The 26,041-nt window shown below is 70.7% G+C and carries 16 protein-coding genes; 7 read left to right on the top strand and 9 right to left on the bottom strand.

Features of this window, described 5'->3' with window-relative positions; all coding sequences use genetic code 11:
• The first annotated feature begins 466 nt into the window (after positions 1–466).
• Both OV207_RS34865 and OV207_RS34860 read left to right on the top strand, forming a co-directional pair.
• Complete coding sequence (locus tag OV207_RS34865; RefSeq protein WP_267559428.1) at positions 467–3,181, top strand: hypothetical protein; 2,715 nt, start codon at positions 467–469, stop codon at positions 3,179–3,181.
• Positions 3,171–5,957, top strand: a complete 2,787-nt coding sequence (locus OV207_RS34860) for a hypothetical protein (protein ID WP_267559427.1) — start codon at positions 3,171–3,173, stop codon at positions 5,955–5,957. The genes OV207_RS34865 and OV207_RS34860 overlap by 11 nt, the downstream gene beginning before the upstream one ends.
• Positions 5,958–5,967: 10 nt before the next feature.
• Here the strand turns inward: OV207_RS34860 and OV207_RS34855 are convergent, their stop codons facing one another.
• Both OV207_RS34855 and OV207_RS34850 read right to left on the bottom strand, forming a co-directional pair.
• Entirely contained in the window at positions 5,968–7,113 is a 1,146-nt protein-coding gene (locus OV207_RS34855) for a hypothetical protein (protein WP_267559426.1), read from the bottom strand.
• An 84-nt stretch (positions 7,114–7,197) separates the two neighbouring features.
• Positions 7,198–7,680: an Lrp/AsnC family transcriptional regulator gene (locus OV207_RS34850; protein ID WP_267559425.1), complete on the bottom strand. Its 483-nt coding sequence runs from the start codon at positions 7,678–7,680 to the stop codon at positions 7,198–7,200.
• 127 nt (positions 7,681–7,807) lie between these two features.
• Here OV207_RS34850 and OV207_RS34845 point away from each other — a divergent pair, with 127 nt between their 5' ends.
• Both OV207_RS34845 and OV207_RS34840 read left to right on the top strand, forming a co-directional pair.
• Entirely contained in the window at positions 7,808–8,167 is a 360-nt protein-coding gene (locus OV207_RS34845; RefSeq protein WP_267559424.1) for a VOC family protein, read from the top strand.
• Positions 8,168–8,365: 198 nt separating this feature from the next.
• Positions 8,366–9,724 (top strand): M23 family metallopeptidase, encoded by a 1,359-nt coding sequence (locus OV207_RS34840; protein WP_267559423.1) that lies wholly within the window; start codon positions 8,366–8,368, stop codon positions 9,722–9,724.
• A gap of 96 nt (positions 9,725–9,820) precedes the next feature.
• Here OV207_RS34840 and OV207_RS34835 read toward each other — a convergent pair whose 3' ends face one another.
• Together OV207_RS34835 and OV207_RS34830 are read right to left on the bottom strand one after the other, a co-directional pair.
• The gene (locus tag OV207_RS34835) at positions 9,821–10,285 is read right to left on the bottom strand and encodes a DUF2267 domain-containing protein (RefSeq protein ID WP_267559422.1); all 465 of its coding nucleotides are present in this window, start codon (positions 10,283–10,285) and stop codon (positions 9,821–9,823) included.
• Between the two features lie 260 nt (positions 10,286–10,545).
• Positions 10,546–14,064, bottom strand: a complete 3,519-nt coding sequence (locus OV207_RS34830; protein ID WP_267559421.1) for a HEAT repeat domain-containing protein — start codon at positions 14,062–14,064, stop codon at positions 10,546–10,548.
• Between the two features lie 167 nt (positions 14,065–14,231).
• Between OV207_RS34830 and chrA the strand changes: the two genes are divergently transcribed.
• Complete coding sequence (chrA, locus tag OV207_RS34825) at positions 14,232–15,386, top strand: chromate efflux transporter (protein ID WP_267559419.1); 1,155 nt, start codon at positions 14,232–14,234, stop codon at positions 15,384–15,386.
• Positions 15,387–15,388: 2 nt separating this feature from the next.
• On the opposite strand, the gene OV207_RS34820 is transcribed toward chrA, so the two are convergent.
• The 5 genes from OV207_RS34820 to OV207_RS34800 all read right to left on the bottom strand — a co-directional run bounded on the left by OV207_RS34820 (position 15,389) and on the right by OV207_RS34800 (position 23,284).
• Positions 15,389–18,505, bottom strand: coding sequence for an efflux RND transporter permease subunit (locus OV207_RS34820; RefSeq protein WP_267559417.1), 3,117 nt, complete (start codon positions 18,503–18,505; stop codon positions 15,389–15,391).
• Complete coding sequence (locus OV207_RS34815; protein ID WP_267559416.1) at positions 18,502–19,683, bottom strand: efflux RND transporter periplasmic adaptor subunit; 1,182 nt, start codon at positions 19,681–19,683, stop codon at positions 18,502–18,504. Before OV207_RS34815 ends, OV207_RS34820 begins: the two co-directional genes overlap by 4 nt.
• Positions 19,684–19,688: 5 nt before the next feature.
• Positions 19,689–21,053, bottom strand: coding sequence for a TolC family protein (locus tag OV207_RS34810; RefSeq protein WP_267559415.1), 1,365 nt, complete (start codon positions 21,051–21,053; stop codon positions 19,689–19,691).
• 438 nt (positions 21,054–21,491) lie between these two features.
• The gene (locus OV207_RS34805) at positions 21,492–22,250 is read right to left on the bottom strand and encodes a LytR/AlgR family response regulator transcription factor (RefSeq protein WP_267559414.1); all 759 of its coding nucleotides are present in this window, start codon (positions 22,248–22,250) and stop codon (positions 21,492–21,494) included.
• Positions 22,247–23,284 (bottom strand): sensor histidine kinase, encoded by a 1,038-nt coding sequence (locus OV207_RS34800; RefSeq protein WP_267559413.1) that lies wholly within the window; start codon positions 23,282–23,284, stop codon positions 22,247–22,249. Before OV207_RS34800 ends, OV207_RS34805 begins: the two co-directional genes overlap by 4 nt.
• Positions 23,285–23,420: 136 nt before the next feature.
• On the opposite strand from OV207_RS34800, the gene OV207_RS34795 reads away from it, so the two are divergent.
• Together OV207_RS34795 and OV207_RS34790 are read left to right on the top strand one after the other, a co-directional pair.
• Positions 23,421–25,322: a putative metal-binding motif-containing protein gene (locus OV207_RS34795; protein WP_267559412.1), complete on the top strand. Its 1,902-nt coding sequence runs from the start codon at positions 23,421–23,423 to the stop codon at positions 25,320–25,322.
• Between the two features lie 15 nt (positions 25,323–25,337).
• Positions 25,338–26,036: an ATP-binding cassette domain-containing protein gene (locus tag OV207_RS34790; RefSeq protein WP_267559411.1), complete on the top strand. Its 699-nt coding sequence runs from the start codon at positions 25,338–25,340 to the stop codon at positions 26,034–26,036.
• The last annotated feature ends 5 nt before the right edge of the window (positions 26,037–26,041 follow it).

The raw sequence follows: 26,041 nt of genomic DNA, 5'->3' as shown, positions 1-26,041 counted from the left end.
CTGCGGATAGAGCGGCAGGTGAGAAGGGTCCCGGCCTGCTGCTCAAGGCGGACTGATAGAGCCAGACGCGATCGGCGGATACAGGGCCCGGGTCCAGCGCGGGTGTTGGCGCGTGTCCCGCGAAGTGCCCTCGCGGGGCGGGCTGGACACGCGCGAGCTTGAACCAGCGGACTGCGGCCCCCGGCTTCCGGGGATGGGAAAAAAATTGGAACCCCGGATGCGGCGGGGGGCGTCCAAGCGACTCACGAATCTTCCGCGGTCCGATGGGCGCTCGCCGCGATGCGGTATCCCGACAACGCGGCCCTCGTCCGTTTCGTGCTCCAGGGCGCGGCCCGGCAGCCCGCTCCCGGAAACCGGCGACAGACAGGGGGACGAGCGCACGGGGACACCTGCCAGCTACCGCGCGCGGACGTGCGAGCTGATTCCGGGTGATGCGCGTCGCGACGCGGTCTCCCTATCCTTCTCCATGGACCCGAAAACGAGCCTCCCGGGCAAGACGCACCACTACGTGCCCACGCCCCTCCCCGAGGCCAGGGCCTTCCCCTGGGATGAGCTGCTGGAGCCCACGCAGCGGGGGCTGTACGAGCTGCTGTCCTGGCTGGAGGCCGCCTGCGGATGCAGCCAGGGCGAGCGAGAGGTCCGGGACGAGCACCTCTCCACCAGCCTGCTCATCTCCGGCCCCCGGGGCGCGGGGAAGACCACCGTCCTGCTCAGCGCCGTCCAGGCCCTGCGGGACTGGAGGGCCTTCCTCGGGCTGAAGCCGGGCGCGCGCCTGGAAGCGGAGGCCCGCGAGGCGGTGGCTTCGGGGCCGGAGGCGATGCGCAGGGACCTGTGCACGACGCTCGAGCGCATCGAGGGGCGCGTCGTCTGGCTGGAGCCGCTCGACCTGGAGCCGGTGCCCCCGGGCGCCAACCTCCTGGCCACCCTGCTGGTGCGCGTGCGCGCGGCCCTGGATGCGCCCCAGGAGGGCACGGCCGCGCGAGGCGGGCATGGCAGGTGGTCCTCCTCCATCCTCGAGGAGAGCGCGGAGGAGGCCTGGGGAAAGCTGGATCACCTCATCCGGGATGCCTCGTTCATGTGGGAGGACAGCGCGTCGACCACCGACACGCGCGCGCGCGCGGAGCAGCAGATCAAGGCCGCGGAGATCTACGCCAACTTCCAGCAGCGCTTCGCGGGGGCCATGGAGAACGTGGCGAAGACGCTGTCCCTGCCCCGCTTCGGCACCGCCAGGGGGGAGCAGGTCATCCTCGTGCTGCCCATCGACAACGTGGACCGCAGCATCGAACACCTCCACAACATCGTGAAGCTCACCCGCATGGTGGCCAGCCCCCGGCTCTGGTTCGTGCTGGCCGCGGGCCACCAGGAGTTCCAGCTCTTCATGGAGCGCTCCTTCCAGAAGGAGCTCATCCTCTCCGGGCAGGCGGGGATCGGGGTCGTGGGCCAGGACGAGACGCTCTCCATCGCCCGGCGCCAGTCCGCCACCACCCTGCGCCGCGCGCTGCCCCCCAGCTACCGCATCAACCTGGGCCCCGTGGATCCCTACAAGGCATGGGACTTCCGCCCGCTGGGGGTGGAGGCGGAGGACGGAGCGCAGACGCTGGGCAGCCTGCTGGAGCAGCTCAGGCTGCCCTGCGCCCCGACGCGGGAGAAGACGCAGGTGCTGACCTCCTTCGCGGACCTCATCAACCTGGCGCCCCGGCTCTCCGACACGGTGAAGACGACCTACCGCCTGGCCACGCGGGATGCGCGGGACGCGCCCCTGCGCAAGGTCATCCTCACCCCCGCGGGCAAGCTCGCCCTCCACCTGCCCGCGCGCACCCTGCAGGACCTCTGGCACGCCGCCCGGCGCGAACTCTGGAGCACCCGCGCCTCCTCGGAAGAGCCCTCCGTCGCGGATGGGGAGCGCACCGTCCGGGTGGTCACGGAGATGCTGCGCAACGCCATTGACGAAAGCGACCTGCCGGCCTGGGCCAGCCAGCAGTTGAACAACCGCATCCTCCGCCATGACGAAAAGGGGCTCATCTTCCTGGACCTGACGGGCAAGCCGGTGCGCCGCTCCAAGCGGACCACCCTGTCGGACGTCCTGGAGTGGCCGCACGCGGGGCGACCGGGCAATGGCGCCGCGAAGACGGAGCAGCGGCTGCTCCTCAGCGAGCTGCACCTGCGGCACTTCCATGACGTGGTGCTGATGCTGAGCGACCTGGACCGGCCGGGCCACAGCGTGCCCCTGCCCGGCAACGTGACCGGCTGGTTCATGCTGCTGCACGACGCGCTGATGCTGTTCGAACCGCCCCGGGTGCTGAACCTGGACGTGACCCCCTTCGAGATGAGCCCGGAGCTGGTCGTGACGCTGCACGAGCTGTGGGTGGAGGCCGCGCCCCACGAACCGCTCGTCCAGGTGGAGTGCTGGTGGAGCCTCCCCACCTGGAAGACCTTCGTCGAGTTCGCCATCTTCACCGCGCAGTGGAAGGCGTTCCTGAAGCGGACGGCGGACGGGTTCTTCAAGGTCGACAACATGAAGGACTCGCGCATGAAGGTCGGCTCCCACCACCGCTTCCTCCAGGCGGCCTGGGTGGAGAACATCTGCTCGGTGTCCGGCCGGGAGCTGGGTGGATGGGATTGGGGCGACGCACACGGCAGGGGGGTGGAGGCGGTGATCCTGGCGCGGGAGCGCGCCAGCGCGCTGGAGCCCTACGAGCAGCGGGTGCGCGGCACGGTGGCGAAGCTCGTGGAGGACATCCGGACGAACAGCGTGGGCTCGGATCGGCTGTGGACGGCCCGGTTGTGGTTGCAGAACGCGCTGCCCCTGCTGGTGCTGCCGGAGTTCGCGCCGGCCCCCGCCCTCAGCGAACTGCTGCGCTGGCAGTCCGGGGAGGCGGGCGGGAACGAGGACTGGGACGAACTGGTGGCCTACTGGGAGCACCATGGGCCCCGCCTGACGCGGCTGCGCGAACAGATGGTGCGCGCCGCGGTGGGGCGCTCCGGCGCGTCACAGGCGCTGCGCCGCCACCTGGGCACGGACGGAGGCCAGCTCACGGGCCTGTACTACGACTGGCTCGACACCGTGGTGCGGACGTGGTTCCGGGTCATGGACCAGGAGGGCGACCACCTGGAGCTGGAGGCGCTGCGCAGGGTGTCTCCCGTGCAGGAGCTCCAGGCGGACCCAGGCCATGGGCACTGAGGGACCGCGCCAGTCCCAGGGAAACCTGGCCCCCCGCCGCGTTCCGGAGGCCTACGTGCGCGCGGAGGTGGCCTGCTTCCCGCTGACCAGCCTCCAGGCCTTCAGGGACGCGCTGACGGAGCTGGTGCCCTCGCTGGAGGGACACGACGCGGGCCCCACGCGGGCGCTCTGGCGCGATTGCGAGAAGACCCTGTCGGAGCACGCCAGCGGCTGGTCGTTGGATCGCCTCATCGCCGTCAGGGACGTGTTCTGGTTCGATTCGCGCCGGCACATCCGCGGCCAGCGGGATCCGCCGCGGCGGGTGTCCATGGCCAGCTACCTGGTGCACCTGGCGGACACCCACCTGGAGCGCCGGCCCGGGGTCACCGTCGTGGCGCAGGACACGGAGGCCGGCGCGGTGGACGCCGTCACGCACTACCGCTGGCTCACCTTCGCCCTGCCCGAGGACCTGTTGATGTCGGCCGTGCCGGTGGAGCCGCCGCCCACGCGGGTGGACATCGAACCGCCGCTGCTGATGCGCCACCTGCTGGACCGGGGTGTGACGGAGGTCCACCACCACGTCAACGCGGGCATGGACTTCCCGCTGCTGTGGACCTCGCTGCTGTCCGCCATCGCGGACCCGTCCCTGGATGCACGCCTGCTGTCGGGACCGGGGCTCGTCTTCGGCGAGGGCGGGACGATGCTCCGCTGGCTGCTGGCGGCCGCGGTGTCCCGCTGCGTCCTGGCGGAGGTCATCCTGCGAGGTGGGAAGCGGCCGCTGTTGGAGTTCGTGGCGGGCCTGCGCGAGTCGTCCGTCTGGCTGCCCCAGCGCCGCCGGGTGCTGGAGCGGACGCTGGAGGCGCTCTCGCGCGCGCGCCTGGAAGTCCTGCCGGAGGTGGACGAGTTGCGCGAGCTCTACGGGGATCTCCACCCGCTGGCGGCCCGCGGCGGCGCCGAAGCTCCAGAGACCCTCGACGACGTGTGGCGGCGGTGCGATCCCATCGCCCTGCGGATGGGGTTGCACACGCCCAACGCGGGGGAGCGCTGGCTGGTGCGCTACGGGCTGCGGTGGATGCGGCGGATGGAAGAGGCCGGCACGCCGGATCCGCACTTCGAGCGCCTCTTCTGGCAGGTGCAGCGGGTGCGCTGCCTGAGCTACCGCACGTATGTGCAGCGGCCGCTGACCGCGGGCCTCCAGTGGTTCATCCGCTTCTATGATCGCCTGGGCGCGATGAAGCGGCCCCTGCACGCCGTGCGCGCGGAGATCTCCTACGCGGTGGCGGGGGGCGATCAACCCATCGCCGCGCTGGAGGTGCGCACCCGCCTCATGGACACCTCCATCCAGATGGCGGAGGAGCTGTGGGGGCTGACGCGCTCGTGGCAGCGGGTGCTGGCGCGCGTGGGGCGGGCCACCAGCGACGGCCGTCAGCCGGAGTTCGGCCTGGTGCTGCACCTGCTCAAGGCCCGGGACCCCAAGCGCCACTGGAGGGAGGGCCTGCCGCCCGCGCATGCCCAGGGCACGTACGCGGAGCCGGTTCCGGAGGGCCTCATCCGGCTGGGAGGCCGCTACGCGGACTACTTCGTCTCGCAGTCGACGCGGGTGGAGGCGCTGGTGGACCTGCTGCGGGCGGTGCCGCTGTCGCTCTGGCTGGTGCGGGGGCTGGACGTCGCGTCGGACGAGCTGAGCGTGCCCACGTGGGTGCTGGCGCCGCTGTATCGCTACGTGCGGTGGGAAGCCGCCCGCGCCGCGGTCCGGCCGGCGGCCCGGGGCGCCCCACCCCTCCAGCTCACGGGCCACGTGGGCGAGGACTACCGGCACCTCATGGAGGGGCTGCGCCGCATCTACGAATGCCTGCACTACCTGCTGGACCACCGGGGCGGGCGGCTGGGACACGCCACGTCCCTGGGGGTGGAGCCAGGGACGTGGGCGGAGTCCGTGGGCGCGGTGATGATGCCGGCCGAGGAGCGGCTGTGGGACCTGGTCTTCGAGTGGCGCCTGTACGGCGGCTACCGGCTGCCCCCGGGTCTGAGCGTGGACACCCCGCCGGGACGGCCGCCGCAGGTGGAGAACCTCATCCGCGAGCTGTCCGAGGGCATCTTCGGCAGGTGCATCGCGCCACACGTCCTGGCGGAAGCCCACCACGTGCTGCACAACCTCTGGTGTCCGCCCCTGGCGCAGGAGGGCGCGGGCGTGGGGCTGGACGCCTTCAGCCGGGCTTCCCGACGGCTGGACTGGGTCCGGGTGCGCGACTCCCGGCGCGTCCAGGAGCTCATCGAGGCGTACCGCGAGGATGAGCGCGTGTTCCGGCGCGGTCAGCAGCTGGTGGACATCCCGCTGGATGCGGCGGAGGTGGCCGCGCTGCGGGCCGCGCAGGACGCGCTGCGCCGGTACGTGGGCGCGCGGGGGACCGTCGTGGAGGTGAATCCCTCCAGCAACCTGCTCATCGGCAACCTGTTGGACCTGCGCAACCACCCCATCCTGCGCCTCTTCCCGCCGCGAGCCGAAGCGGGGGCGCCGCCGCCGGTGCCCATCGCGGTGGGCGCGGACGACCCCATCACCTTCTCCACCTTCCTCCTGCGGGAGTACGCCCTGCTGCACGAGGCGGCGCGGAGCGCGGGCTACTCCGAACGCGAGGTGCACGCGTGGCTGTCCACCATCCGGCAGACGAGCATGGACGCGCGCTTCACCACGCCCTGGCATCCCAGCGCGGAGCGCATGACGGAGGACCTGCTGGACGCGCTGGGGGCCTTCACGCGGCGGCCCTCGGGGCACCTGGGGGCCCGGGCTCCCAGGTGAGGCAGGCCCCCTACCCCGGCTTCGCGCGCTGGGAGGCGCCACCGGCCTCCGGGGCACCGCTGGGAGGCAGCAGCTTCTCCGACTGCCCGAGCAGCCGGCGCAGCACGTTGTTCATGATGGAGCTCAGGAACCTGTCCGCGGAGTACCCGGCGACCACCGACAGGGCCGCGAGGGTGAAGAAGACGGCGCGCCAATCCCTCACGACGATGTTCAGCAGGGCCGGGTTGTAGCTGGCGGCGTTCGCGGGGGCCCGGGGCACCACCGAGAGCAGCAGGTTGGACTGCTCGATGAAGAGGAGCGTCAGGGCCGCGAAGGCACCGACGACGGGCTTCACCAGCAGGTGGTAGGCGAAGAAGCGGCTCGTCGCCCCGGTCGCGACGATGAAGCGCTCCTTGGAGAGCATGTTGGACACCACCGCGCCAGCGGCGCCCATGAGGCTGAGCAGCAGCAGCCCCTGGGGAATGAGCGCCTGGGGCCAGGTCGTGACCAGGGAGTGATGGAACCCCAGCATCGCGATGAGGGAGAGCGTGAGGAGCAGGAGGGTGCTGAGGATCTGGATGGAGACGTTGATGGAGAGCTGCCAGAAGCTCTTGTCCACCCGATCATTGACGACGCCCAGCGCCCCGCGCAGCACGTGCCGGCACCGCGTCAGGCGCTCCTGCTCGGACAGGGCGGCTTCGGGATCGCTGGCGGCGAGCGGCTCTCCCCGGAGGATGCGGATGCTCCGGGGCAGTGGGCCCTGGGTCCGCTCCGCGCCCAGCCAGAGCGCCTTCTGGGCGGAGTCCGTCACCCGCCGCTCGAACTGCTGCTGAACCTCCAGCGCGTGGGGCAGCAGCATGTGCCGGGGCATGACCAGCAGCAGCAGGCCGTCCACCTCGTGGATGACCTGCCAGAAGGAGAAGGACCACCGCCAGAGCGGCCTGTCCAGGCAGCGCCGGGCCACCTCCAGCCGCTGGCCGCACTGCTCCAGGATGACCTGCTCTTCGTCCGTCAAATCGTCGCGGACCTGGCACAGCTCGTAGAGCGAGGCGTCGTTCTCCAGCCTGTTCCACAGCAACTGGGTCGCCGAGCCATACCTGCCCCGCCGGCGGCGGAAGCCGACGAGCCCGAGGATGGCGGGAGGAGCATCGGAAGGCAGGGTGTCGGAGGCCGCCATGAGGAACACATGGACACGGCCCGGAGGCCTGCCAATCCGGGAGGGGGAGCCGCGCCAACCGCTGCCCTGGGGTCCTGCTCCAATTCACCGTCGGGGAAGCGCGACGGCCACGCCCGTCTTGACGCGCTCCAACGTCACGCTGGTGGTGAAGCTGCGGACGTTCGCGTCGCTGAGCAAGGCGCGCTGGGTGAAGGCGTCATACTCCTCCATGCTCCCGACGAGGACGATGAGGATGAAGTCCGCCTGCCCGGTGACGTAGTAGCACTGCTGCACTTCGGGGAGTCCCTGCATCCGGTGCTTGAAGCGCTCGAGGTCCACGGTGCGCTCCTGTTCGAGCTCCACCGCGACGACACAGGTGACGGGCAGGCCCACGGCCTTCGGCGCGAGCTCGGCCACCTCACGCCGGATGACGCCGACCTCGCGCAGGCGCTTGAGCCGGCGTTGGACGGCCGCGGTGGACAGGCCCACCTCCTCCCCGATGGTGCGCGCGGGAAGCAGCGTGTCGTGCTGGTAGCGCTCGAGGATCCGCAGGTCCAGGTCGTCGAGGGGTGCGTCGTCCTTGTGCATGGCGTCCGGTCCGGGTGCGGCATCTGCGCGCGAAGGGGGCCGACAACGCGGCGTGACGCCTTCCCTTGCAACCTATCCTAGCGGGCATGAACCCAGCCGCGTGAGCGGCTACGAAGGAGCGTCACCGATGATCGATCATCTGGAGCTTTCAACCCCCGACCTCGCCGCCGCGACGGCGTTCTACCGAGGCGCGCTCGCACCCTTGGGATACGCGTTGCACGTCGAGGGCAAGGCGAATGGGTTTGGCGCGGAGCCGGCCCGGCTCGACTTCTGGCTGCGCCCGGGTGAACCCTCCTCCCCGCGCCCGCACTTCGCCTTCTTCTGCGCCACGCGCACCCTGGTCGACGCGTCGTACCGCGCCGCGCTGCAAGCAGGGGGCACGGACAACGGCGCTCCGAAGCTGAGGGTGGACATCCATCCGACCTACTACGCCGCCTTCGTTCGCGACCCCGACGGCCACAACGTCGAGTTCGTCTGCCAGGCCTGATGCCCGGCGCCGGGTACGGCGTCGTCTCCAGGGTGCCCGCGGGCCGCCCTTGCCGGTCGCCCGGCGCCCGTGCAAGTTTCGCGGAGTTCGCAGCTTTTAAAGAACTCTCAGGTTTCGCGGAAGTGAATGTCGCGTTCACCGGGTGCAACGGACCGCGACAAAGCGAGCCCGCGGTCTTCGCCACCTCTGGAGGTTGTGATGTCCCCCGAGTCCCATCCCCATCGCCGGTTCTCCCGGCGCTCCATTCTGCGTGCCGGCAGCGTCGCGGCCGGCTTCGCCGCCCTCGGTGGGCCCACGGCGCTGGCCAGCATCGCGCTCGCCGGCGAGATCATCATCAACCCGTTCGCGGGTTACCCGACCTCGGATGGATGGTGGGACCACATCAACCGCGGCTCCCTGGGCGGCATCGACTATGTGATGGGTGTTGGCACGCCGCTCCGGGCCTGCGCTTCGGGGCAGCTCCTCATCAACTGGAACAACGGCACGGGCGGATACACCGCGACCGTCGTGATGGCCAACGGCATGAGGAGCCAGTACCTCCACCTGTCCGGCTTCAACGGTGGCGAACGCATGGTCCGGCAGGGCGAAATCGTCGGGTACTCCGGCGGTGCCGCCGGTGCGCCCGGCTCCGGGTCCTCGACCGGTCCTCACCTGCACTGGCACATGGTGACCTCCGGCGGCACCCGGGTGAACCCGCTCGACTACGTTGGCACCAGCAGCGGCGGCATCGGTGGCGGTCTGCCGCTGGAGGATCGGCGCCTCGGTCATCTCGGCACCGCGGGTGGCTGGGTCCACATGCTCAGCGACCTCGTCCTGCCGGGCAACACGACGTACGGGGCGTTCTCGCCGGGCGCCGGGCAGTCGCCGCGCGCCATGGCGAACGTCGACGGCGTGATGAGGCTGGTCTACGGCGGCAGCACCGGCTGGACCACGATGAGCAGCGGCCTGGCGATGGCCCCGGGGGCTCCACTCACCGTGCTGCGGACCCCGGCCAGTCCATCCGCCCAGATCTTCACCCTGGAGGGCGGACGGCTCTGGCACACCTTCGACGGCAACGGCTGGAGGAAGCTCCCGTCGTCGGTGACCGTGTCGGGTAACTGCACCTTCTCCATGACGGCCAACGGGACCGACGTTCATGGCCTGTTCAACGACAACGGTCGGCTGTTCCATGTCTGGGCTGACGGCTCCGGTTGGCACAAGGGTGACACCGGGGTGAACCTGGAGCCCGGCGCCGACCTGGTCGCGGTCATCCAGCCGGGCGGCAGCCTGCAGGGCTTGTCGCTGGAGTATGGCCGGGTGCACCACATCTTCGGGGCGAACGGGAGGTGGAACCGGATACCGACCACGGCGGCCCTGCCGACCGGGACGCCCATCGCCGGCCGCGCCGGCAACGGCTGGCCGCAGCTGGTCGCCAACCACAACGGTGCCATCACCCACGTCTGGGGCACCTCTTCGGGCTGGATGTGCGTGCCGACCGGAAGGACGACGAACCCGGGACGGCGGATCAGCCTGGTCGAGGATGTCGCCTCGGCACCGTTGGTCGGCCTGACGCTCTGAGGCGCTCCTCAGCTTCTCGGACGTGGGCGCCCCGCGGTCGCGGAGACCGAGGCAGGTCTGAACCCCTCCGGACGGCAGGGCCCCTTGTCCGTCAAGTCACATGGGCCGGCGGAAGTAGTCCGCGAGGTCGGCGGGGAGCTGGGAGGCCACCGCCGCCACCTCGCCCTCCGGGATGCGATCCCGCACGGCCGTGAAGACGGCGGCGACCACGCGAGGCGCCTGGTCGATCTTGATGTTCAGGTGGTCGGCCACGTCGGACATGAACTCGTCGCGGCCGATGCGCCGGGCGCGCGACGGGCCTCGGTGCACCGAGCAGGCGCCGAGGATGGCGCCGATGCCGCCGGTCAACGTGCGGTAGAGCTTCACGTCCTCGCCATCCGACAGCCGCCGGGCGAGCGTGCACAGCACCGCGCTCGCGGCCTCCCGGGCGTCCAACCCCTGGCTGTGCATGACCGCGTCGGACTGGATTTCATCCAGGAACGGCTGGAGTTCGAGCGACTCGTCGCGCTCCTTCACGGGCACGGCATGGGTGTCCTGAGAGGGATTGTGGGGCGAGGCCATGGGCAGCTCCGAAGGTTGATGGGCCCGGAGGAAATGGGCCGACTCCGGGAAGAGGCTGCGCACGCGCGGCGGCGGCGCCATCGTCCGGGATGGCGCGCCGGGCCCCGGGGCTCGCCGCTCCCCCGTCCGCCCCACCCGCCAGGACCTTGCGCGCGAGCACCCAGAGGGCTCGGTGACGGCCCCTTCCCGCCCGGAGGTGCGCTACCCGGACCTGGGCTCGCCCGTCTCCGTCCCGTTCTCCCAGACGCCCTGAGCCTGGGTCAGCTCCGGCCGTGGAGCGGGATCACCGGGGCGCCCGCGTCCCGGGCCGTGGCTTCACGGGCTCCGTGGATCGCCTCCCGCGTCTTCAGCAGCTTGACGTAGTCGTCGCTCACGGCGTGGTCGCCCGTCTCCGCCGCGTGGACCACCAGCAGATCGCGCAGCACCCGGGCGCGCTCCAGCGGCAGGAGCGCGACCAGCAGCAGGTAGACGCCCCGGAAGCGGGGGTCGCCCAGGTGCTCCAGCTCACGCTGGCTCTGCGCGGAGAGGAAGGTCTGCGCGATGAAGAACTCCTGGATCTTGTCGTGCCGGAAGCGCCACTCCCGGTGGTCCCGGCCATCCGGTCCCCGCCACAGCCGCTTCAGCACCATGCGCGAGCGCTCCATCGGGAGGAGCTCACGGGAGAAGTCGTCCTCACTGAGGATCGTCCGGTCGGCCTTGCGCATCTGGTAGGCCTCTTCGGAGAAGCGCCCCAGCGGGAACTCCGTGAGGTGGACTCCGGAGTAGTCCCGGGCCATCAGCGCGTACTGCTGCTGCCGCAGGTTGGAGAGGTCCGGGGACTGGCCGTCCGCCAGCATCTGGGCCACCACGGTCAGGTCCATGGGATTGGACAGCACCTCCCGCAGCGAGCGACGCAACAGCTCCGAGTGCTCCGGCGACAGGGCCTCCGCGACGAAGCGGTGGCACCGCTCCACGTACCCGGCGCCACGGAGGACCGCCGACGCCTCCAGGAAGGGCTCCCGGCCCACCAGGAACGCGGCGATGTCGGCGTCGGCCAGCGGTTGGAGGACCAGGACCCGCGCCGTTGCGGGCGGCGTCCACTCAAGCCGCTGCGTGGACAGGAGGATGTTCGCCTGGGAGTTGCCCTCCATGAACTGGACGATGCGCGCCCGCGTGTCCGCGGTCACCTCGTTGAGCCCGTCGATGTAGATGTCGAGCGCACCACCGTGGATCAGGCTCCGCAGGAACCCGCCGTCCTTCGCGTGGCCCTCCAGCTTCGCCTGGATCGCCTCCAGCACCCCCGCGTCGCAGCGCTCCGCGGTCAGGTACACGGCCAGGCGCTTCGACCGTGAGAGCAACCGCCGCAGGAACATCGTCTTCCCCAGCCCTGATGCGCCCTCCAGGATGATCTGCCGGTGGAGCTGGGGGAGCACCTCCAGCAGCCGTTCGCGCTTCCCGGTGGCGGGCGCGACGACCTCCGAGCGCTCGAAGTAGGCGCCCGGGTCCAGGTCCTCCAGGCCCGCGTCGGCCGTGAGCTGCTGCGCGAAGGGTGAGAACAAGCGGCGGCGAAGGAACGGCACCCAGGTCAGCAACAGGCCCACGTAGACGAAGCCCATGAGGTTTCGCACCCAGGGGTTCCAGAAGAAGAGCGCCTGGACCCTGGGGGAGTACGGGTAGACGAAGACGAGCGCGATCCACAGGGCCAGGTGCGACAGGAGCGCCCACCGGGCCTTCATCAGCCAGCTCCAGGACTCACGTCCGGAGATGACCTGCTGGAGGCTGTCCGCCTGGAGGGGGTGGTCCTGCCGCAGCAGGTCCCGCAGCGACTCCAGCAGCTTCAGGTCCTCCGCGCCGCTCCAGTGTCCCTGGTTGAGCCGCGCGACGGTCGCGATGCTGTCCGCCAGGGCATCCCGCAGCAGCCGCTGCTTCGCGGCATGGGGCCAGAAGTCCCGAAAGGACACCAACGTCGCCCGCGCCTCTTGCGGCGACACGTCCGTGGGCCTCTCGTCCGAGCGCCGCACCGACCAGCGCAGCACCCTCTCGATGGTCGGGTCGCCGCCGCCCGCGACGTGGGCGAAGGTGAGCCAGTCCACGTACTCGCCACGGTCCTCCAGGATGAGCGCGATGACCGCCGCCATGCTCGGTGCATCCAGGGGGCTGAGGCTCACGAGCGACAGCACCGCGCTCACCTGGACGCCGGGCTCCGGATCCCTCAACAGCTCGGCGACGGGCAGCATCTGCGCCCGGGCCTTCATGTCCCCCAGCGCGCTCGTCGCCACCTCGCGGACATCCGCTTCCGGATCCTTCAGCAGCTCGGCGATGCGCGGGGCCTGCGCCATGGCGCCCAGCTGCCCCAGCGAATATGCCGCGGTGGAGCGGACGTCGAAGATCGGATCGTTCAGCACTTCCGCGATGCGCGGGGCCTGCTCCACGGCGCCCATCAGTCCGAGCACCTTCGCCGCGATGGACCGCAGCTCCTCGTCCGGTTCCTTCAACAGCCGAGCGATCCTCGGGGCCTCCGACAGACCCACGGATGCCAGCGCTGACACGGCGGCCACCCGGACGCCTCCCTTCGGGTCCTCCAGGAGCGCGACAAGCCGGGGCGCCTGCTCCGTGGCCCCCATCTCCCCCAGCGCCATGGTCGCGCGATACCGGACGTGACTGTCGGGATGATCGAGCAGCTTCGCGATGCGTGGGGCCTGCTCCCGGGCCTTCATGCGGCCCAGCACGGCGAGCGCGGAGGCACGGAGCGTGCTGTCGGCTCCGCTCAGCAACTGGGCCACCCGGGGGGCCTGTTCCCGGGCCCGCTCCCCCAGGGAAATCAGCGCGCGCTCGGCCGCGTCGCGGACCTCCGGATTCGCGTCCTTCAACAGCGTGACGAAGAGGGCGGCCTGCGCCGGGGACCGGATGGCCGCCAGGGCTCGTGCCGCCACGGACCGGAGGCCTTCGTCCCCATCCTTCAGCAGCTCGACCAGGGCAGCCCCCTGCTCCTCGGCCCCCAGCGCTCCCAACGCATGCGCCGCGCTGATCCGAACGCGATCCTGCGGGTCCTTCAGCAGCTCGAACAGCCGTGGACCCTGCTCCCGCCCTCCCACCGCCCCCAGCACCCGCGCACTGGCAGCCCGGACGTCCGCGTCCGGATCCTTCAGCAGCTCGACCAGGACGGGGACCTGCTCCCGGGCCCCCGGGCCCATCGCGACCAGGGCCTCCGCGACCGCGCGCCGGACCTCGTCTTCTGGATCCTTCAACAACGGGGCGAGGACGGGGGCCTGCGCCCTGGCGTCCCCCTTCATGGCCGCGAGCGCCTCGGCCGCGGCCCGCCGGAGGTCCTCGGGCCCCGGGTTCTTCAACAGCGCGGCGAGCTGGGGGGCCTGACTCCTGGCCCCGGCCCCCATCGCCTCCATCGCCCGCACCGCGTTCATCCGCAGCTCGGGATCGGACGACTTCAGCAGCTCCGCGAGGCGGGAGGCCTGCTCCGCGCCCCGCGAGTCCTGCCCCAGGGATGCCGCCAGCTTGAGCGCCGCGCTTTCGAGGAGCGGATCGCGCGACCCCAACCAGCGGATCAGCAGGGGACTTCGCGCCAGCTCCTGGAGGCGCGCGCGCACCTCGGGGGTCCGCAGGCCCGTCGCGACGTAGGCGTTGGTGATGACGGAGGCCACGACCGCCTCATGGGGATCCTCCATCGCGGCCAGGATCCCCCTGACGGAGTCGGCCGGCGCCTGTGCCGTGAACTCCGGCAGATCTTCGAAGGGGTTGCCCCGGGAAGCATGCCCCGGCGCGGGCAGGAGGCTCAGCGCCACGGCAAGGGCCATCAGGACATGTGGTGCGCGCGGCATTGCGTTCCCCCGGGGGCCTCGACTTAAGCAAAATGCACCGGGCGAAGCGAGACGGGCCCCTTGACTGTCACGCCAGCAGGCAGCGGGACGCGGTATCCTCCCGCGTGCCAGGGACGCCCTGGCCTGCCCCCATGAGCGAACACCCGCGGACGTCCCTGCGCGAACTGGCGCTCCTGTTCTTCCGGCTGGGGGCCACGGCGTTCGGAGGCCCCGCCGCGCACATCGCGATGATGCGCGACGAGGTCGTCCAGCGGCGGCGATGGCTCTCCGAGGAACGGTTCCTCGACCTGCTCGGCGCGACGAACCTCATCCCCGGGCCGAACTCGACGGAGATGGCCATCCACATCGGCTGGGAGCGGCGGCGGTGGGCGGGGCTGCTCGTCGCGGGCCTGGCCTTCATCGTGCCGGCGATGGTGCTCACCGGCGTGTTCGGCTGGGCCTACGTGGCGTTCGGAACCGTGCCGGCCGCCAGGTGGCTGCTGTACGGCGTCAAGCCGGTGATCCTCGGCATCGTGGTGCAGGCCCTCTGGGGGCTCGCGCCCCGCGCCGCGAGGACGCCCTGGCTGCGCGGGCTGGGGGTGCTGGCCGCGGGGCTGTCAGCCCTGGGCGTGAACGAGCTCGCCGTGCTCTTCGGCGCGGGGCTGGTGACGCTCCTCACCGCGCGGCGGGGCACGGAAAGGACACCGGACGACACGCTCCGGCAGTCCCTCCCCCTCCTCCCGGTGGCCGCGACGGTGACGGCGCAGGCCGTGACGCTGCCGTCGCTCTTCTGGGTGTTCTTCAAGACGGGCTCCGTGCTGTTCGGCAGCGGCTACGTGCTGCTCGCGTTCCTGCGCGCGGACCTGGTGCAGCGCCTGGGCTGGCTGACGGAGGCGCAGCTCATCGACGCCATCGCCGTGGGTCAGGTGACGCCGGGGCCGGTGTTCACGACCGCGACGTTCATCGGCTACGTGCTGGCGGGGCCCAGGGGCGCGCTCGTGGCGACGGCGGGCATCTTCCTGCCCGCGTTCATCTTCGTCGCGCTCAGCGGCCCGCTGGTGCCCCGGCTGCGGGCTTCTCCTGGGGCCGCCGCGTTCCTGGACGGGGTGAACGTCGCGTCGCTGGCGCTGATGGCCGTCGTGACCGCGCAGCTCGGCCGCGCGGCCCTCGTCGACGTGCCCACCGTGGCGCTGGGGCTCATCGCGGCGGCGCTCCTGCTGCGCTTCAGGCTGAACTCGACCTGGCTCGTGCTCGGAGGCGCGAGCGCGGGCTGGGCCGTCCACGCGCTCGGGCTCGCCACGGGCTGAGCCTACCCGTGCGTCACCGGCCGGGACACGTCCGGCGGCGCCGGAGCCTCATCCCCGCCCTTGCCCCGGCGCAGGCGGTTGCCCAGCTTCGTCTTGAGGCGGTCCGCCACGACGTAGAAGGCGGGCACCACGATCAGGCTCAGCACCGTGGACACCGACAGGCCGCCCAGCACCGCGATGGACATGGGGGCCCGCGTCTCGCTGCCGGCGCCCAGGGCGAGCGCCGCGGGCACCGCCGCCATCATCGTCGCCATGGACGTCATCAGGATGGGCCGCAGGCGCACCGGCCCCGCGCGCAGCATGGCCTGCATCGCGTCCAGTCCCAGCTCGCGCTGCTGGAGCGCGTAGTCCACCAGGATGATGGAGTTCTTCTTCACGATGCCCATCAGGAGCAGCAGGCCAATCATGCTGAAGATGTTCAGCGTCTTGCCCGTGGCCAGCAGCGCGAACGACGCCCCCGCCACCGACAGGGGCAGGATGGTCAGCACCGTCACCGGGTGCAGGAACGAATTGAACTGCGCGCCCAGCACCATGTACGCGACGGCGATGCCCAGGAAGAGCGCGAAGATGAGGCTGCTCATCGAGTCGCGGAACGCCACGCTGGCGCCGCCCGCCACCACGCGGATGCCCCCGGGCAGGTCCTTGCCCAGCCGCTCCACGGTGGCCAGCGCCTCCTCCTGGTTGGAGCCCGGCGCCACGTTCGCGTACAGGCTGATGGCCCGCTCCCGGTCGCGCCGGGTGATGGCCTGAAGCGCGGGCAGCTCCTGCTGCGTCACCAGCGACGACAGCGGCACCAGCGTGTTGTTCGCCGTGCGCACCTTCAGGAGCGACAGGTCCTCCGGCCGCGAGCGCTGGTTCGCCAGCAGCCGCATGCGCACGTCGATGCGCCGCCCGCCGCTGCTGTACTTGCCCACGCGCACGCCGCCCACCAGCGCGTTGACCGTGGACGCCACCGCCTGGATGGGCACGCCCACGTCCGCCGCGCGCGCCCGGTCCGGGGTGATGCGCAGCTCCGGCTGGCCCAGCTGGTAGTCCGTGTCCAGGTCCACCACCTTGCCGGACGTCTGGAGCTGCTCGCGCAGGGACTGGCTCGCCTCCACCAGCTTGTCCCAGTCCGACCCGCGCACGCTGAACTCCACCGGGAAGCCGCGCTGGGCGGTGAAGCCCGCCTGGGACAGGTCCTGCACCACCGCGCGCAGGCCCGGGTAGCTGTTGAACTCCTTGCGCAGCACCTGCGCGAACTCCGCCTGGGGCATGCGCTCATCCTTCGGCACCAGCGTCAGGTTCATGTTGCCCGCGTTCACGCTGGACCCGCTGCCGCCGCCGCCCACCACCACGAACACGCGCGTCACCTCCGGCCGGCTGGCGGCGAACTCCTCCGCGCGCTTGAACAGGCGGTTGGTCTCCTCCAGGCTGCTGCCCACCGCCGTCTGCAGGCGCACCGACATGCGCCCCTGGTCCTGCGACGGCACGAACTCGCCGGGCAGCGCCTTGAACGCGAACGCGCTCAGCACCAGCATCGCCACGGCCAGCAGCAGCACCCGGTAGGGCCGCACCAGCCCCCACGCCAGCACGCGCGCGTACAGGTGCTCCAGCTTCGTGAACGCCTTGTCCACCACCACGCCCACCCGGCTGCGGTGCTCGCGGGACGTCTTGAGCAGCTGCGCGCACCGCGCGGGCGCCAGGGTGATGGCCTCCACGTAGGACAGGAGCACCGCCACGCACAGCGTGACGCCGAACTGGAGGAAGAACTTGCCGATGATGCCCTTCATGAACACGACGGGCAGGAAGATGGCCACCACCGCCAGCGTCGCCGCCAGCGCCGCGAAGGTGATCTCCGCGGTGCCCTCGCGCGCGGCGCTCACCCGGTCCTTGCCCTCCTCCGCGTGCCGGAAGATGTTCTCCAACACCATGATGGCGTCGTCCACCACGATGCCCACCGCCAGCGCCAGCCCCAGCAGCGTGAACGTGTTGAGCGTGAAGCCCAGGAAGTAGATGACCGCCACCGTCCCCAGCAGCGACATGGGGATGGCCAGCACCACGTTGAGCGTGCTGGACAGCGAGCCCAGGAACACCCAGCACACGAACGCGGTGAGGATGCACGCGAGCAGCAGCTCGAATTCAATCTCGTGCACGCTCTCTTCAATGAACTGCGTCGAGTCGAAGTTGATGCTCGCGCTCATCCCCTGGGGCAGGTCCTTCTGGAGATCCGCCAGCACCCCGCGCACCTCCTGGGCCACGGCCACCGCGTTGGCGCCGCGCTGCTTCTTGATGCCCAGGGCCTGCGCGGGCTCGCCGTTGACGCGCGCCAGCCGCCGCTCGTCCTCGAAGCCGTCCTCCACGATGGCCACGTCGTGCAGGTACACCGCGCGGCCTGCGTCCTCGCGCACCACCACGTCGCGCAGCGTCTCCAGGTCCAGCGCTTCGCCCATGAAGCGCACGTTGACCTCGCGGCCCTGCGTCTCGATGCGGCCCGCGGGCAGCTCCACGTGCTCGCGCTGGAGGGCCGCGACCAGGTCCGTGACGGTGAGCGCGTGCGCGTCCAGCTTCTCCGCGTCCACCCAGATGCGCACGTTGCGCTCCAGCAGGCCGCCCAGGATCACCTCGCCCACGCCGGGCACCGTCTGCAGGCGCTCCTTCACGCGGTAGCGGGCGAAGTCGCTCACCACCTGCTGGGAGAAGGGCCCGGACACGCCCAGCCACATGATGGGCTGGTCCTCCGGGTTGGACTTGGAGACGACGGGCGGATCGATGTCCAGCGGCAGCCGGCGCTGGGCCTGGCCCACCTTGGTCTGCACGTCCTGGAGCGCCAGGTCCACGTTGCGCGACAGGTCCAGCTCCACCGTGATGTTGGCGCTGCCCTGGCGCGCGGACGACGTGATGCTCTTGACGCCCTCCACCTGCGTCACGGCCTCTTCAATGAACTCGACGACGTCCGTCTCCACCGCCTCCGGGTTGGCGCCCTCCCACGACACGGAGATGTTGATGGTGGGGAAGTCCACGTCCGGGAACTGGCTGATGCCGATGCGCTGGGCCGCCACCAGTCCGAAGATGATCGTGGCCGCCATGATCATCCAGGCGAACACGGGCTTCTTGATGCAGACCTCGGTGATGTTCATGGCCGCGCTCCTCCCGTGTCCGTGCGCGCCCCGGCCTCCGGCTGCTCCCCGATGACCTTCGGCTTCGGGCTCTCCGACACGCGCACGCCCACGCCGTCACGCAGGGCCTCGGCGCCGCGCACCACCAGCGTCTCGCCGGGCTTCAGGCCCTCCTTCACCTCCACCCGTCCGTCCGACGTGCGCAGGCCCAGCTCCAGGATGCGCTCGCGCGCCTTGTTGTCCGTCACCACGAACGCGAGGAAGCCGCGCTCGCTGGGGCGGATGGCCGTCTGCGGAATCACCGGGCTGCCCCCGCGCGTCTCCACCGGCACGTTCACCGTCGCGAACGCGCCGGGCCGCAGCTTCTGGGCCGCCTCTCCCGTCACCTCCGCCGTCACCGCCACCATGCGGCTCTGGTCGTCCGCGCTCGCGGCCACGTAGGTGATCTTCGCGGTGTACGTCCCGCCCTCCGAGCGCACCGTGAACGTCGCGGGCATCCCCGGCGTGATGCGCGTCACGTCCGCGGCGGGCACGTTGAAGCGCAGCAGCAGGGGCTCGCGCCGCAGCAGCGTGGCCAGCACCACGCCCGGCTGCACGTACTGGCCCGTCTGCACCGTGCGCGTCTGGAGGATGCCGTCCATGGGCGCGCGCACGTACGCGTCGCGCTGGTTGAGCTGCGCCTGGTCCAGCATCGCCTTCGCGGCCGCCACGTCCGCCTGCGCGGTGGCGGCGCGGGCCTGGAACGTCTCCAGCTGTTCGGCGGGCAGGAGGCCCGGGCTCTGCGCGTTGACCTCCGCGCGGCGCTGGGCCCCGGCCTTCGCCTCCGTGAGCGCGGCCTGGGCCCTCTGCAGCGCGGCCTCCGCGGCGCGCACGGCGATGGCGTAGCGCGCGGGTTCGATCTCCGCGAGCGTGTCACCCTTCTTCACCGCCTGGCCCTCGCTGAAGCTCACCTTCTCCAGCGCGCCCGGCACGCGCGCGGTGATCTGCACGCGCTCGAAGGCCTCCACCGCGCCCACGGCGCTGACGGCGTACTCCACGTCGCGCGCCTCGACGGGGGCGACCTCCACGGGGAACTGGATGGCGCCCCGGCCGGAGACGCCACCCTTGCCGCCCTTGCCGCCGCCCGCCTCTTCCTTCTTGCAGCCCGGGGCCAGGGACAGCATGGCCAGGGACAGGGCCAGTACTCCAGTGCGTCGCATTGCCTTCACGGTTCCTTCCCCAATGGATTGAGTCCGACGGCGGCCCGCAGGCCCAGCAGGGCCACGCCCAGGCCGTAGCGGTTCCGGGCCAGGGCGACCTCCGCCTCGAAGAGGCTGAGCGACGCGTCCGCCACGGTGAGCGCGGTGGACAGCCCCTGGCGGTACAGGATGCCCGTCTCCGCGGCGTTCTTCCGGGCGGCGCGAGCGGCGTGCTCCGTCTGCGCGAGCGCCGCGCGGGCCGTCTCCAGGTTCACCCGCGCCTGTTCGATGTCCACCGACACGCGCCGCGTGGCCGCCTGCGTGTTCAGCTCCGCCGCGTTGGCGTTGGCCACGCGCTCGCGGCGCTCGGCGTAGCGCGTGCCGCCGTCGAAGAGGTTCCAGGTGAGGTCCACCGCCAGGAAACCATCGCCGACGTTGCCGTTGAGGCCGGCCTCGTTGGTGAGCCTGAACTGGGCGGTCGCTCCCACCGTCGGCAGCAGGCGGGCCAGGGGCTCCTTCGCGCTCTCGCGCAGCGACCGCACCCGCAGCTGCGCGGAGAGGATGTCCGGCCGGCGGTCCGCGGCGCCCTGGTTCAGCAGCTCCAGCGAGGGGGCGGGACGCACGGCGTCCGCGAGCAGCGGCTCCGGCGGCGAAAGCTCCCCCTTCACGGGCTCCACCAGGAGGAAGCCCAGCTCCAGGCGGCTCGTCTCCGCGGTGCCGAGCGCCGCGGCGAGGTTGGCCTCCGCCGTGGCGACCTCCAGCTCCGCGCGGGTGACGTCGTTGGTGCTGGCGAGCCCCGCGGTGGCGCGGGCCTGGGCATCCGCCAGCCCCTGGCGCGCATAGGCGAGCCGCTGCTCGGCGGCCTGATAGACCTGCTGGTTGGCCAGGGTGACGAGGAAGGCGTTGGCCGCGGCGAAGGAGACCTGCCGGCGCGTCTCCACGGCGTCCAGCTGCGAGGCTTCGCTCTCCAGCTTCGCGGCCCGGTACAGCGGAATGCCGCGCGCATCGAAGAGCGCCACGCGCCCGGTGAAGTTGGCGCCCAGGGCGTTGAACTGCTGGAGGACGACGGTCTGTCCGCCAACCTCGCGCGTGGACTCCCGAAGGCGGCGCGTGTAGGTGCCGGACGCGGTGAGGTTGGGCAGGAAGAAGGCGCGAGCGCGGGCGACGCGAGCCCCGGCGGCCTCGGCCACCTGGCCCGCGGCGAGGACGGACTCGTTGCGCTCGGACGCGAGCGCCACGGCGCGCTCCAGCGTCAGCGGCGCGGCGCCGGTGTCCTGGACCTGGGGCTTGGGAAACGCGCTGGCAGGGGCCTCGGCGGCGGGCCCCGGGGACGCGGCCGGAGGCGCCGCGGGCTCCGGGGTCTGCTGGGCGGACGCATCCGGGGCCAGCATGGACAGACAGGCTCCCAGGGGCGCGGCGAGGAGGGCACGGCGGACGGTGGGCATAAGGCGTGCGGTGGAACCGGGCAGTGTTGAAAGGTCAGTGGGCCCTATACACGGAAGGCGCCATCCGGGGGGGCGATGGAGGGGGCGTGCCTGGACGATGCCTCGTGGAGCGCTCAAGGGGTGATGGAAGCAACCTCTCCGGGTTCAGCGGCCGACGGTGGCGGGGCCCCCCACCCTCGGCGCGAAGAGCGCCCCAGAATGCGTATCTCCGGCGTTTATTCCGGGTGGGTTCGCGCGGTGGCGTGGCGTGGCTTCATGAGGGGCGGGCTCCAGGCTGGACCCTGGAATACCCCGGCGCTCCAACACCGGAGGACCGTTGCCGACGAACCCGCCCGAAATCTCGACGAACCGTCTCCCCGCGAGCCCGAGCCGTCGCCCGGACCGTCAGGCGCGGCGCACGCCGGCGGCGTTCGCCAGCAGCAGCTCTCGCACACGGGCGGCGCGGTCCCGGGCCACCGGCACCCGCAGCGGCGGCACGTTGGATGTCCGGGAGCCGATGAGGAGCGTGGTCTCCCCGTCGCCGCGTTCTATCTGCCGCACCAGGGCCAGGTTCACCAGCCAGTTGCGGTGCACCCGGACGATGGACTCCCCGAACGTGGTCTCGATGGCGGAGAGCGGCAGGTCGAAGTCGAACTTCCCTTCGACGGCGTGCACGTACGTGAGCCGGTCGTCGGCCTCGAACGCGAACACGGAGTCCAGTTCGATGAACACCAGCGAGCGGTGCTGACGCGCGACGATGCGCGAGATGGGCGGGGTCGTCCCCTGGGGTTTGCGGTGCTCGCGGAGACGGCGGACGCACGCGGCGACGCGCTCTCGCGTGAACGGCTTGTGGAGGTAGTCCCGCACGCCCAGTTCGAAGGCCTCCAGGGCATGTTGCTTGTGCGCGGTGGCGAGCACCACCGCCGGGCCCTGCGTGCCCAGCGAGCGCACCAGGTCGATGCCGTCCTCGTTGCCGCCGCTGCCCATGAGCTGCACGTCCACGAACATGACGTCCAGGTCGAGCGAGCCCGCGAGCGCCTCCCGGGCCGCCCGGGCGGTGCCCACGGCCGCGACGACGTCGACAGCGCCCGTGTCGGTCAACAGCTCCGCCAGATAGTCCCGGGCGGGGGGTTCATCGTCGAGCAGGAGCGCGCGCAGGTTCATGGCCGGAGCTCGGGGATCTCCACCAGGACGTGGACGCCCTGGGCCGAGGAGTCGACGGTGAGCCGGGAGTTGGGCAGGTGCAGCTTGAGGCGCCGCCGCACGATGTCCAGCCCCTTCGCCCCCGGGCGCACCTGCTCCGGCAGCCCGGGGCCGTTGTCGTTGATGGAGCAGACCACGTAGTCCTCGCCGGTCTTGTTCTGGACGCGCGTGCTGCGGACCGTGACGCGGCCGTCACCGTCGCGGCGCAGCGCCCCGTGTTTGACGGCGTTCTCCAGCAGCGGCTGGAGCAGCAGCCGGGGCAGCTTGAAGGACCGCGTGGCCTCGTCGATGTTCCACTCGAAGGACAGGACGCCGCGGTGCCGCGCCTCCAGGATCTCCGCGTAGCGCTGGAGCCAGTGGACCTCGCGGTCGAGCGTCTGCCATTCGTCCTCGTGTTCGGAGATGTCGTCGAACAGGGCGCCCAGGCACGCCAGCAGCCTGCGGGCCTCATCGGGGTCCTTGGTGACGAGCCCGGCGATGGTGTTGAACGTGTTGAGCAGGAAGTGGGGCTCCAGGCTCGCGCGAAGCTGGGCGATCTCCGACTGCCGGCGCAGCTCGCTCGCCTCGGCCCGGCGCCGCTCCGCGTCCGCGGCCAGGATGGGGTAGACGAACGCGAGCATCCACAGCGCCAGGTTGCGGGAGAAGCCGAGCAGGTAGCGCAGCGCCACGGTGAGGTACTCGGGGTGGCGGCCGAGCGTGAGGTTGAGCTCCGGCGCGCGCGGATGGATGACCCCCACGGCGAGGCAACTGAACAGCACCGACACCAGCGCCCCCGCGCCGGTGGCGAGCAGCAGCGCGTTCCGGTGGGTGACACCCCGGCGCAGGGCGAGCTCGAAGGCGAGCGTGAGGACGGAGAAGTCCATCACCAGGAGCACGACCTCCAGGGCGAGCCCGCTGATGCCGCTGCTGGTTTCGACCGCCGTGGCGCGCACGGCGCCCTTGAGCAGGACGAACGCGGCGACGATCAGCAGGCCGACAATCAGGCGGCGCGACATGGGGAGGCCTGCTTTCTCATCGGGGGAGAGGGAAACCTACTACGCACGTCGGGAAGCGTCAGCCGGAGCGTGTAGGTGCGGTTTCTCTCCAATGCGTCTTGCCCGGGTCCGGGGCGCGCCGGAGAATGCCCGTCCCATGCGTTTATTCCTGATGGCAGTGCTGTGTGGCTCCGTGTTGGCGGGGTGCAAGAAGGACGATTCAAAGGCCGGGGCGCTGAACGTCACCATCGGCTACAGCGGCTTCACACGCGGGTGCGTCACGGTGACCGCCACCGACGTGGACGACGCGCAGAACACGAACACCCTCAACGTGGCGATCCCCGGCAAGACGCCGGGCAGCGTAGCGGTAGCGGTGTTCCGGGAGAAGGACTGGGGGCGCGTGCTGAACGTGACGACGCAGCTCCGCGAGTTCGACTGCGACGGCACTGCGGTCGGCGACCCACAGGAGATGAAGGCGCGGGTTCCAGAGGAAGGCAAGCTGGACGTGGCCTTCACCGTGTCGGCCACCGATGGAGACAACGACGGCTATTACAGCGTCGGGTCCAAGGGCTCCGACTGCGATGACGGGAACGTCAACGTAAACCCGGGAGCCGCGATCGACGGGCGTACGGACTTCTACCCGGATGTCGACGGAGACACGTTTGGTGCTCTGAATGCGACGGCGACGCGTGCGTGCACGGCGCCCATCGGATTCGTGGAAGACCACAGTGACTGCGACGATACGACCCAGGACATACGTCCCGGCATTACCGAGTCGCGTTGCGATGGAAAGGACGACAACTGCAATGGCGCGACCGACGAAGTATTCAGCGTCGGAGCCGCGTGCAGCGGGCCGCTCGCCTGCGGTGGCGCAATCCAGTGCAATATCGTCACGAAACTGGCCGAATGCGCCGTCACCCAACAGCCCGAACAATGGTTCACGGACGTTGACGGGGACGGAGCCCCGGGCGTGGACGCTGGCTTCTCCTGCGGCGTCCCCCCAAACACGGCGGACGCGGGCACGGTCAACCAGGACTGCGACGAGAGTTCAATCTTCGTGAAGAAAAGCCTGCCAGATGTTTGTGATCGGTTGAACAACGATTGTGCTGACGAAGTAGATGATGGGTGCGCGCCCCTCACGTGGACCACGGACGCAGGGGTTGAGGGGACTACGAACCTGACGGCCATCGCCTTGTATGGTTCGGGACAGGCTTCCTGGATCGTGGGTTTGAACAAGGTCGTCCATCTGAATGGCACAACCGCATCGGTCTTCAATCACAGCAGTTGCGACGGAAACTGGCAGGCGGCATGGGCCAGCAATGACGGCCGCGTCTTTATGGTGGGCAATAACGGAATGCTTGCAACTCGAATTCCCTCGGAAGCGGATCCGAAGTGTTTCGTCCGTACAACCTCCGATAAAGAACCTCTCAACGGCGTTTTCGGAATCGAGAATCCGACGGGGGGCGCAACAGTCTATGCTGTCGCAAGCAATGGCAAAATCTACCGGTGGGCCGCCCCCTATAACGAAGAGAACAACCTGTTCGAGATGGCGCCAGTTGGTGCGAATCTCCGTGCAATCGGAGGAGCGAAGAAAGCAGACACGCTCCTGGCTGTTGGCAGCGGCAACGAGGATGGTGGAGCACGCGCCTTTCGCTTCAATCCAACGGGAGTCAATTGGTCCGAGGAATCTCTTGGTGACACGGACGCAGGATTCCTGCGCGGAGTGCATGTCCTGAACAGTCAGTACGCTTATGCAGCGGGTGACAATGGCCATGTCTTCGAACGGACCGACGGAGGAGACTGGCACCCTCTGGATCGAGTCACTACTGCCGATGGGGGAACGGCCACTGATGTCCTAGATATCCTCGCATTCAGCAAGAACGGCATCTATGCCGTGACGACCGGGAACACGATCGAGTTCTTCGACGGAAATTCTTGGGACACCGTCTATTCGGGGGAAGTGAAGTTGAAGTCCCTGGATGGCCCTACGCCTACCCGGTTTGGGGCGGCAGGCGACGGCAGCAACATCGTGAACTTCACGGCCCCCCCGCTTCCCTGAGCCCCAGAGGCCAGGATGGAACTGCGCGCCGAAAGCCTCTCCCTCCAGCACGGTCCCCGCACCGTGCTGGAGTCCATCGACGGCAGCTTCCCTCCCGGCACCCGGGCCCTGGTGCTGGGCCGCTCCGGCTCCGGCAAGACAACCTTGTTGAAAGCCCTCGCGGGGCTCCTGCTCCCGTCGCGGGGCCGTATCACCTGGGACGGGCAGGACGTCGCGAAGCTCACGGCCCCGGAGCGCCGCAAGCAACAGGCGGCCTTCGGGTTCGTCTTCCAGACGGATGCCCTCTTCGACTCGCTCACCGTGCGGCAGAACGTGATGCAGCCGCTGCTGCGCCGCCACGTCCCTGAGCCCGAGGCCCGCGAGCGCACCGAAGCGGTGCTGAAGTCCGTGGGCCTCACGGACGCGGCGGACACCCTCCCCGAACGCCTCTCCGGAGGCATGAAGAAGCGCGCGGGACTCGCCCGGGCGCTGGCAGCGAGGCCCGCGGTGCTGCTCGCGGATGATCCATTCGCGGGCCTGGACCCGGGCACGGCGCGGCAGGTGGCGCGGGTGCTGCTGGACGTGGCGGGCACCGGGACGCTGCTCGTGGCCGCACCGGAAGCCCCCCTGGACCTCCCCCTCCCCCGCTGGCTGTACCTGCGCGGAGGCCGACTGGTGCACGATGGGGCCCCGGCGCCGGAACTCGAACGGACGCCGGACGAGGCCCTCGCATGACCCTG

This window comes from Corallococcus sp. BB11-1, from assembly GCF_026626625.1.
Taxonomy (GTDB): domain Bacteria; phylum Myxococcota; class Myxococcia; order Myxococcales; family Myxococcaceae; genus Corallococcus; species Corallococcus soli.
The sequence above is the reverse complement of the archived record's forward strand: the minus strand, read 5'-3'. Positions and strand labels throughout refer to the sequence as shown.

What these genes read in the sequence shown, in the direction of transcription:
- OV207_RS34865 (WP_267559428.1), top strand. Translation starts at nt 467, where the DNA reads ATGGACCCGAAAACGAGCCTCCCGGGCAAGACGCACCACTACGTGCCC.
- OV207_RS34860 (WP_267559427.1), top strand. Translation starts at nt 3,171, where the DNA reads ATGGGCACTGAGGGACCGCGCCAGTCCCAGGGAAACCTGGCCCCCCGC.
- OV207_RS34855 (WP_267559426.1), bottom strand. Translation starts at nt 7,113, where the DNA reads ATGGCGGCCTCCGACACCCTGCCTTCCGATGCTCCTCCCGCCATCCTC.
- OV207_RS34850 (WP_267559425.1), bottom strand. Translation starts at nt 7,680, where the DNA reads ATGCACAAGGACGACGCACCCCTCGACGACCTGGACCTGCGGATCCTC.
- OV207_RS34845 (WP_267559424.1), top strand. Translation starts at nt 7,808, where the DNA reads ATGATCGATCATCTGGAGCTTTCAACCCCCGACCTCGCCGCCGCGACG.
- OV207_RS34840 (WP_267559423.1), top strand. Translation starts at nt 8,366, where the DNA reads ATGTCCCCCGAGTCCCATCCCCATCGCCGGTTCTCCCGGCGCTCCATT.
- OV207_RS34835 (WP_267559422.1), bottom strand. Translation starts at nt 10,285, where the DNA reads ATGGCCTCGCCCCACAATCCCTCTCAGGACACCCATGCCGTGCCCGTG.
- chrA (WP_267559419.1), top strand. Translation starts at nt 14,232, where the DNA reads ATGAGCGAACACCCGCGGACGTCCCTGCGCGAACTGGCGCTCCTGTTC.
- OV207_RS34820 (WP_267559417.1), bottom strand. Translation starts at nt 18,505, where the DNA reads ATGAACATCACCGAGGTCTGCATCAAGAAGCCCGTGTTCGCCTGGATG.
- OV207_RS34815 (WP_267559416.1), bottom strand. Translation starts at nt 19,683, where the DNA reads ATGCGACGCACTGGAGTACTGGCCCTGTCCCTGGCCATGCTGTCCCTG.
- OV207_RS34810 (WP_267559415.1), bottom strand. Translation starts at nt 21,053, where the DNA reads ATGCTGGCCCCGGATGCGTCCGCCCAGCAGACCCCGGAGCCCGCGGCG.
- OV207_RS34805 (WP_267559414.1), bottom strand. Translation starts at nt 22,250, where the DNA reads ATGAACCTGCGCGCGCTCCTGCTCGACGATGAACCCCCCGCCCGGGAC.
- OV207_RS34800 (WP_267559413.1), bottom strand. Translation starts at nt 23,284, where the DNA reads ATGTCGCGCCGCCTGATTGTCGGCCTGCTGATCGTCGCCGCGTTCGTC.
- OV207_RS34795 (WP_267559412.1), top strand. Translation starts at nt 23,421, where the DNA reads ATGCGTTTATTCCTGATGGCAGTGCTGTGTGGCTCCGTGTTGGCGGGG.
- OV207_RS34790 (WP_267559411.1), top strand. Translation starts at nt 25,338, where the DNA reads ATGGAACTGCGCGCCGAAAGCCTCTCCCTCCAGCACGGTCCCCGCACC.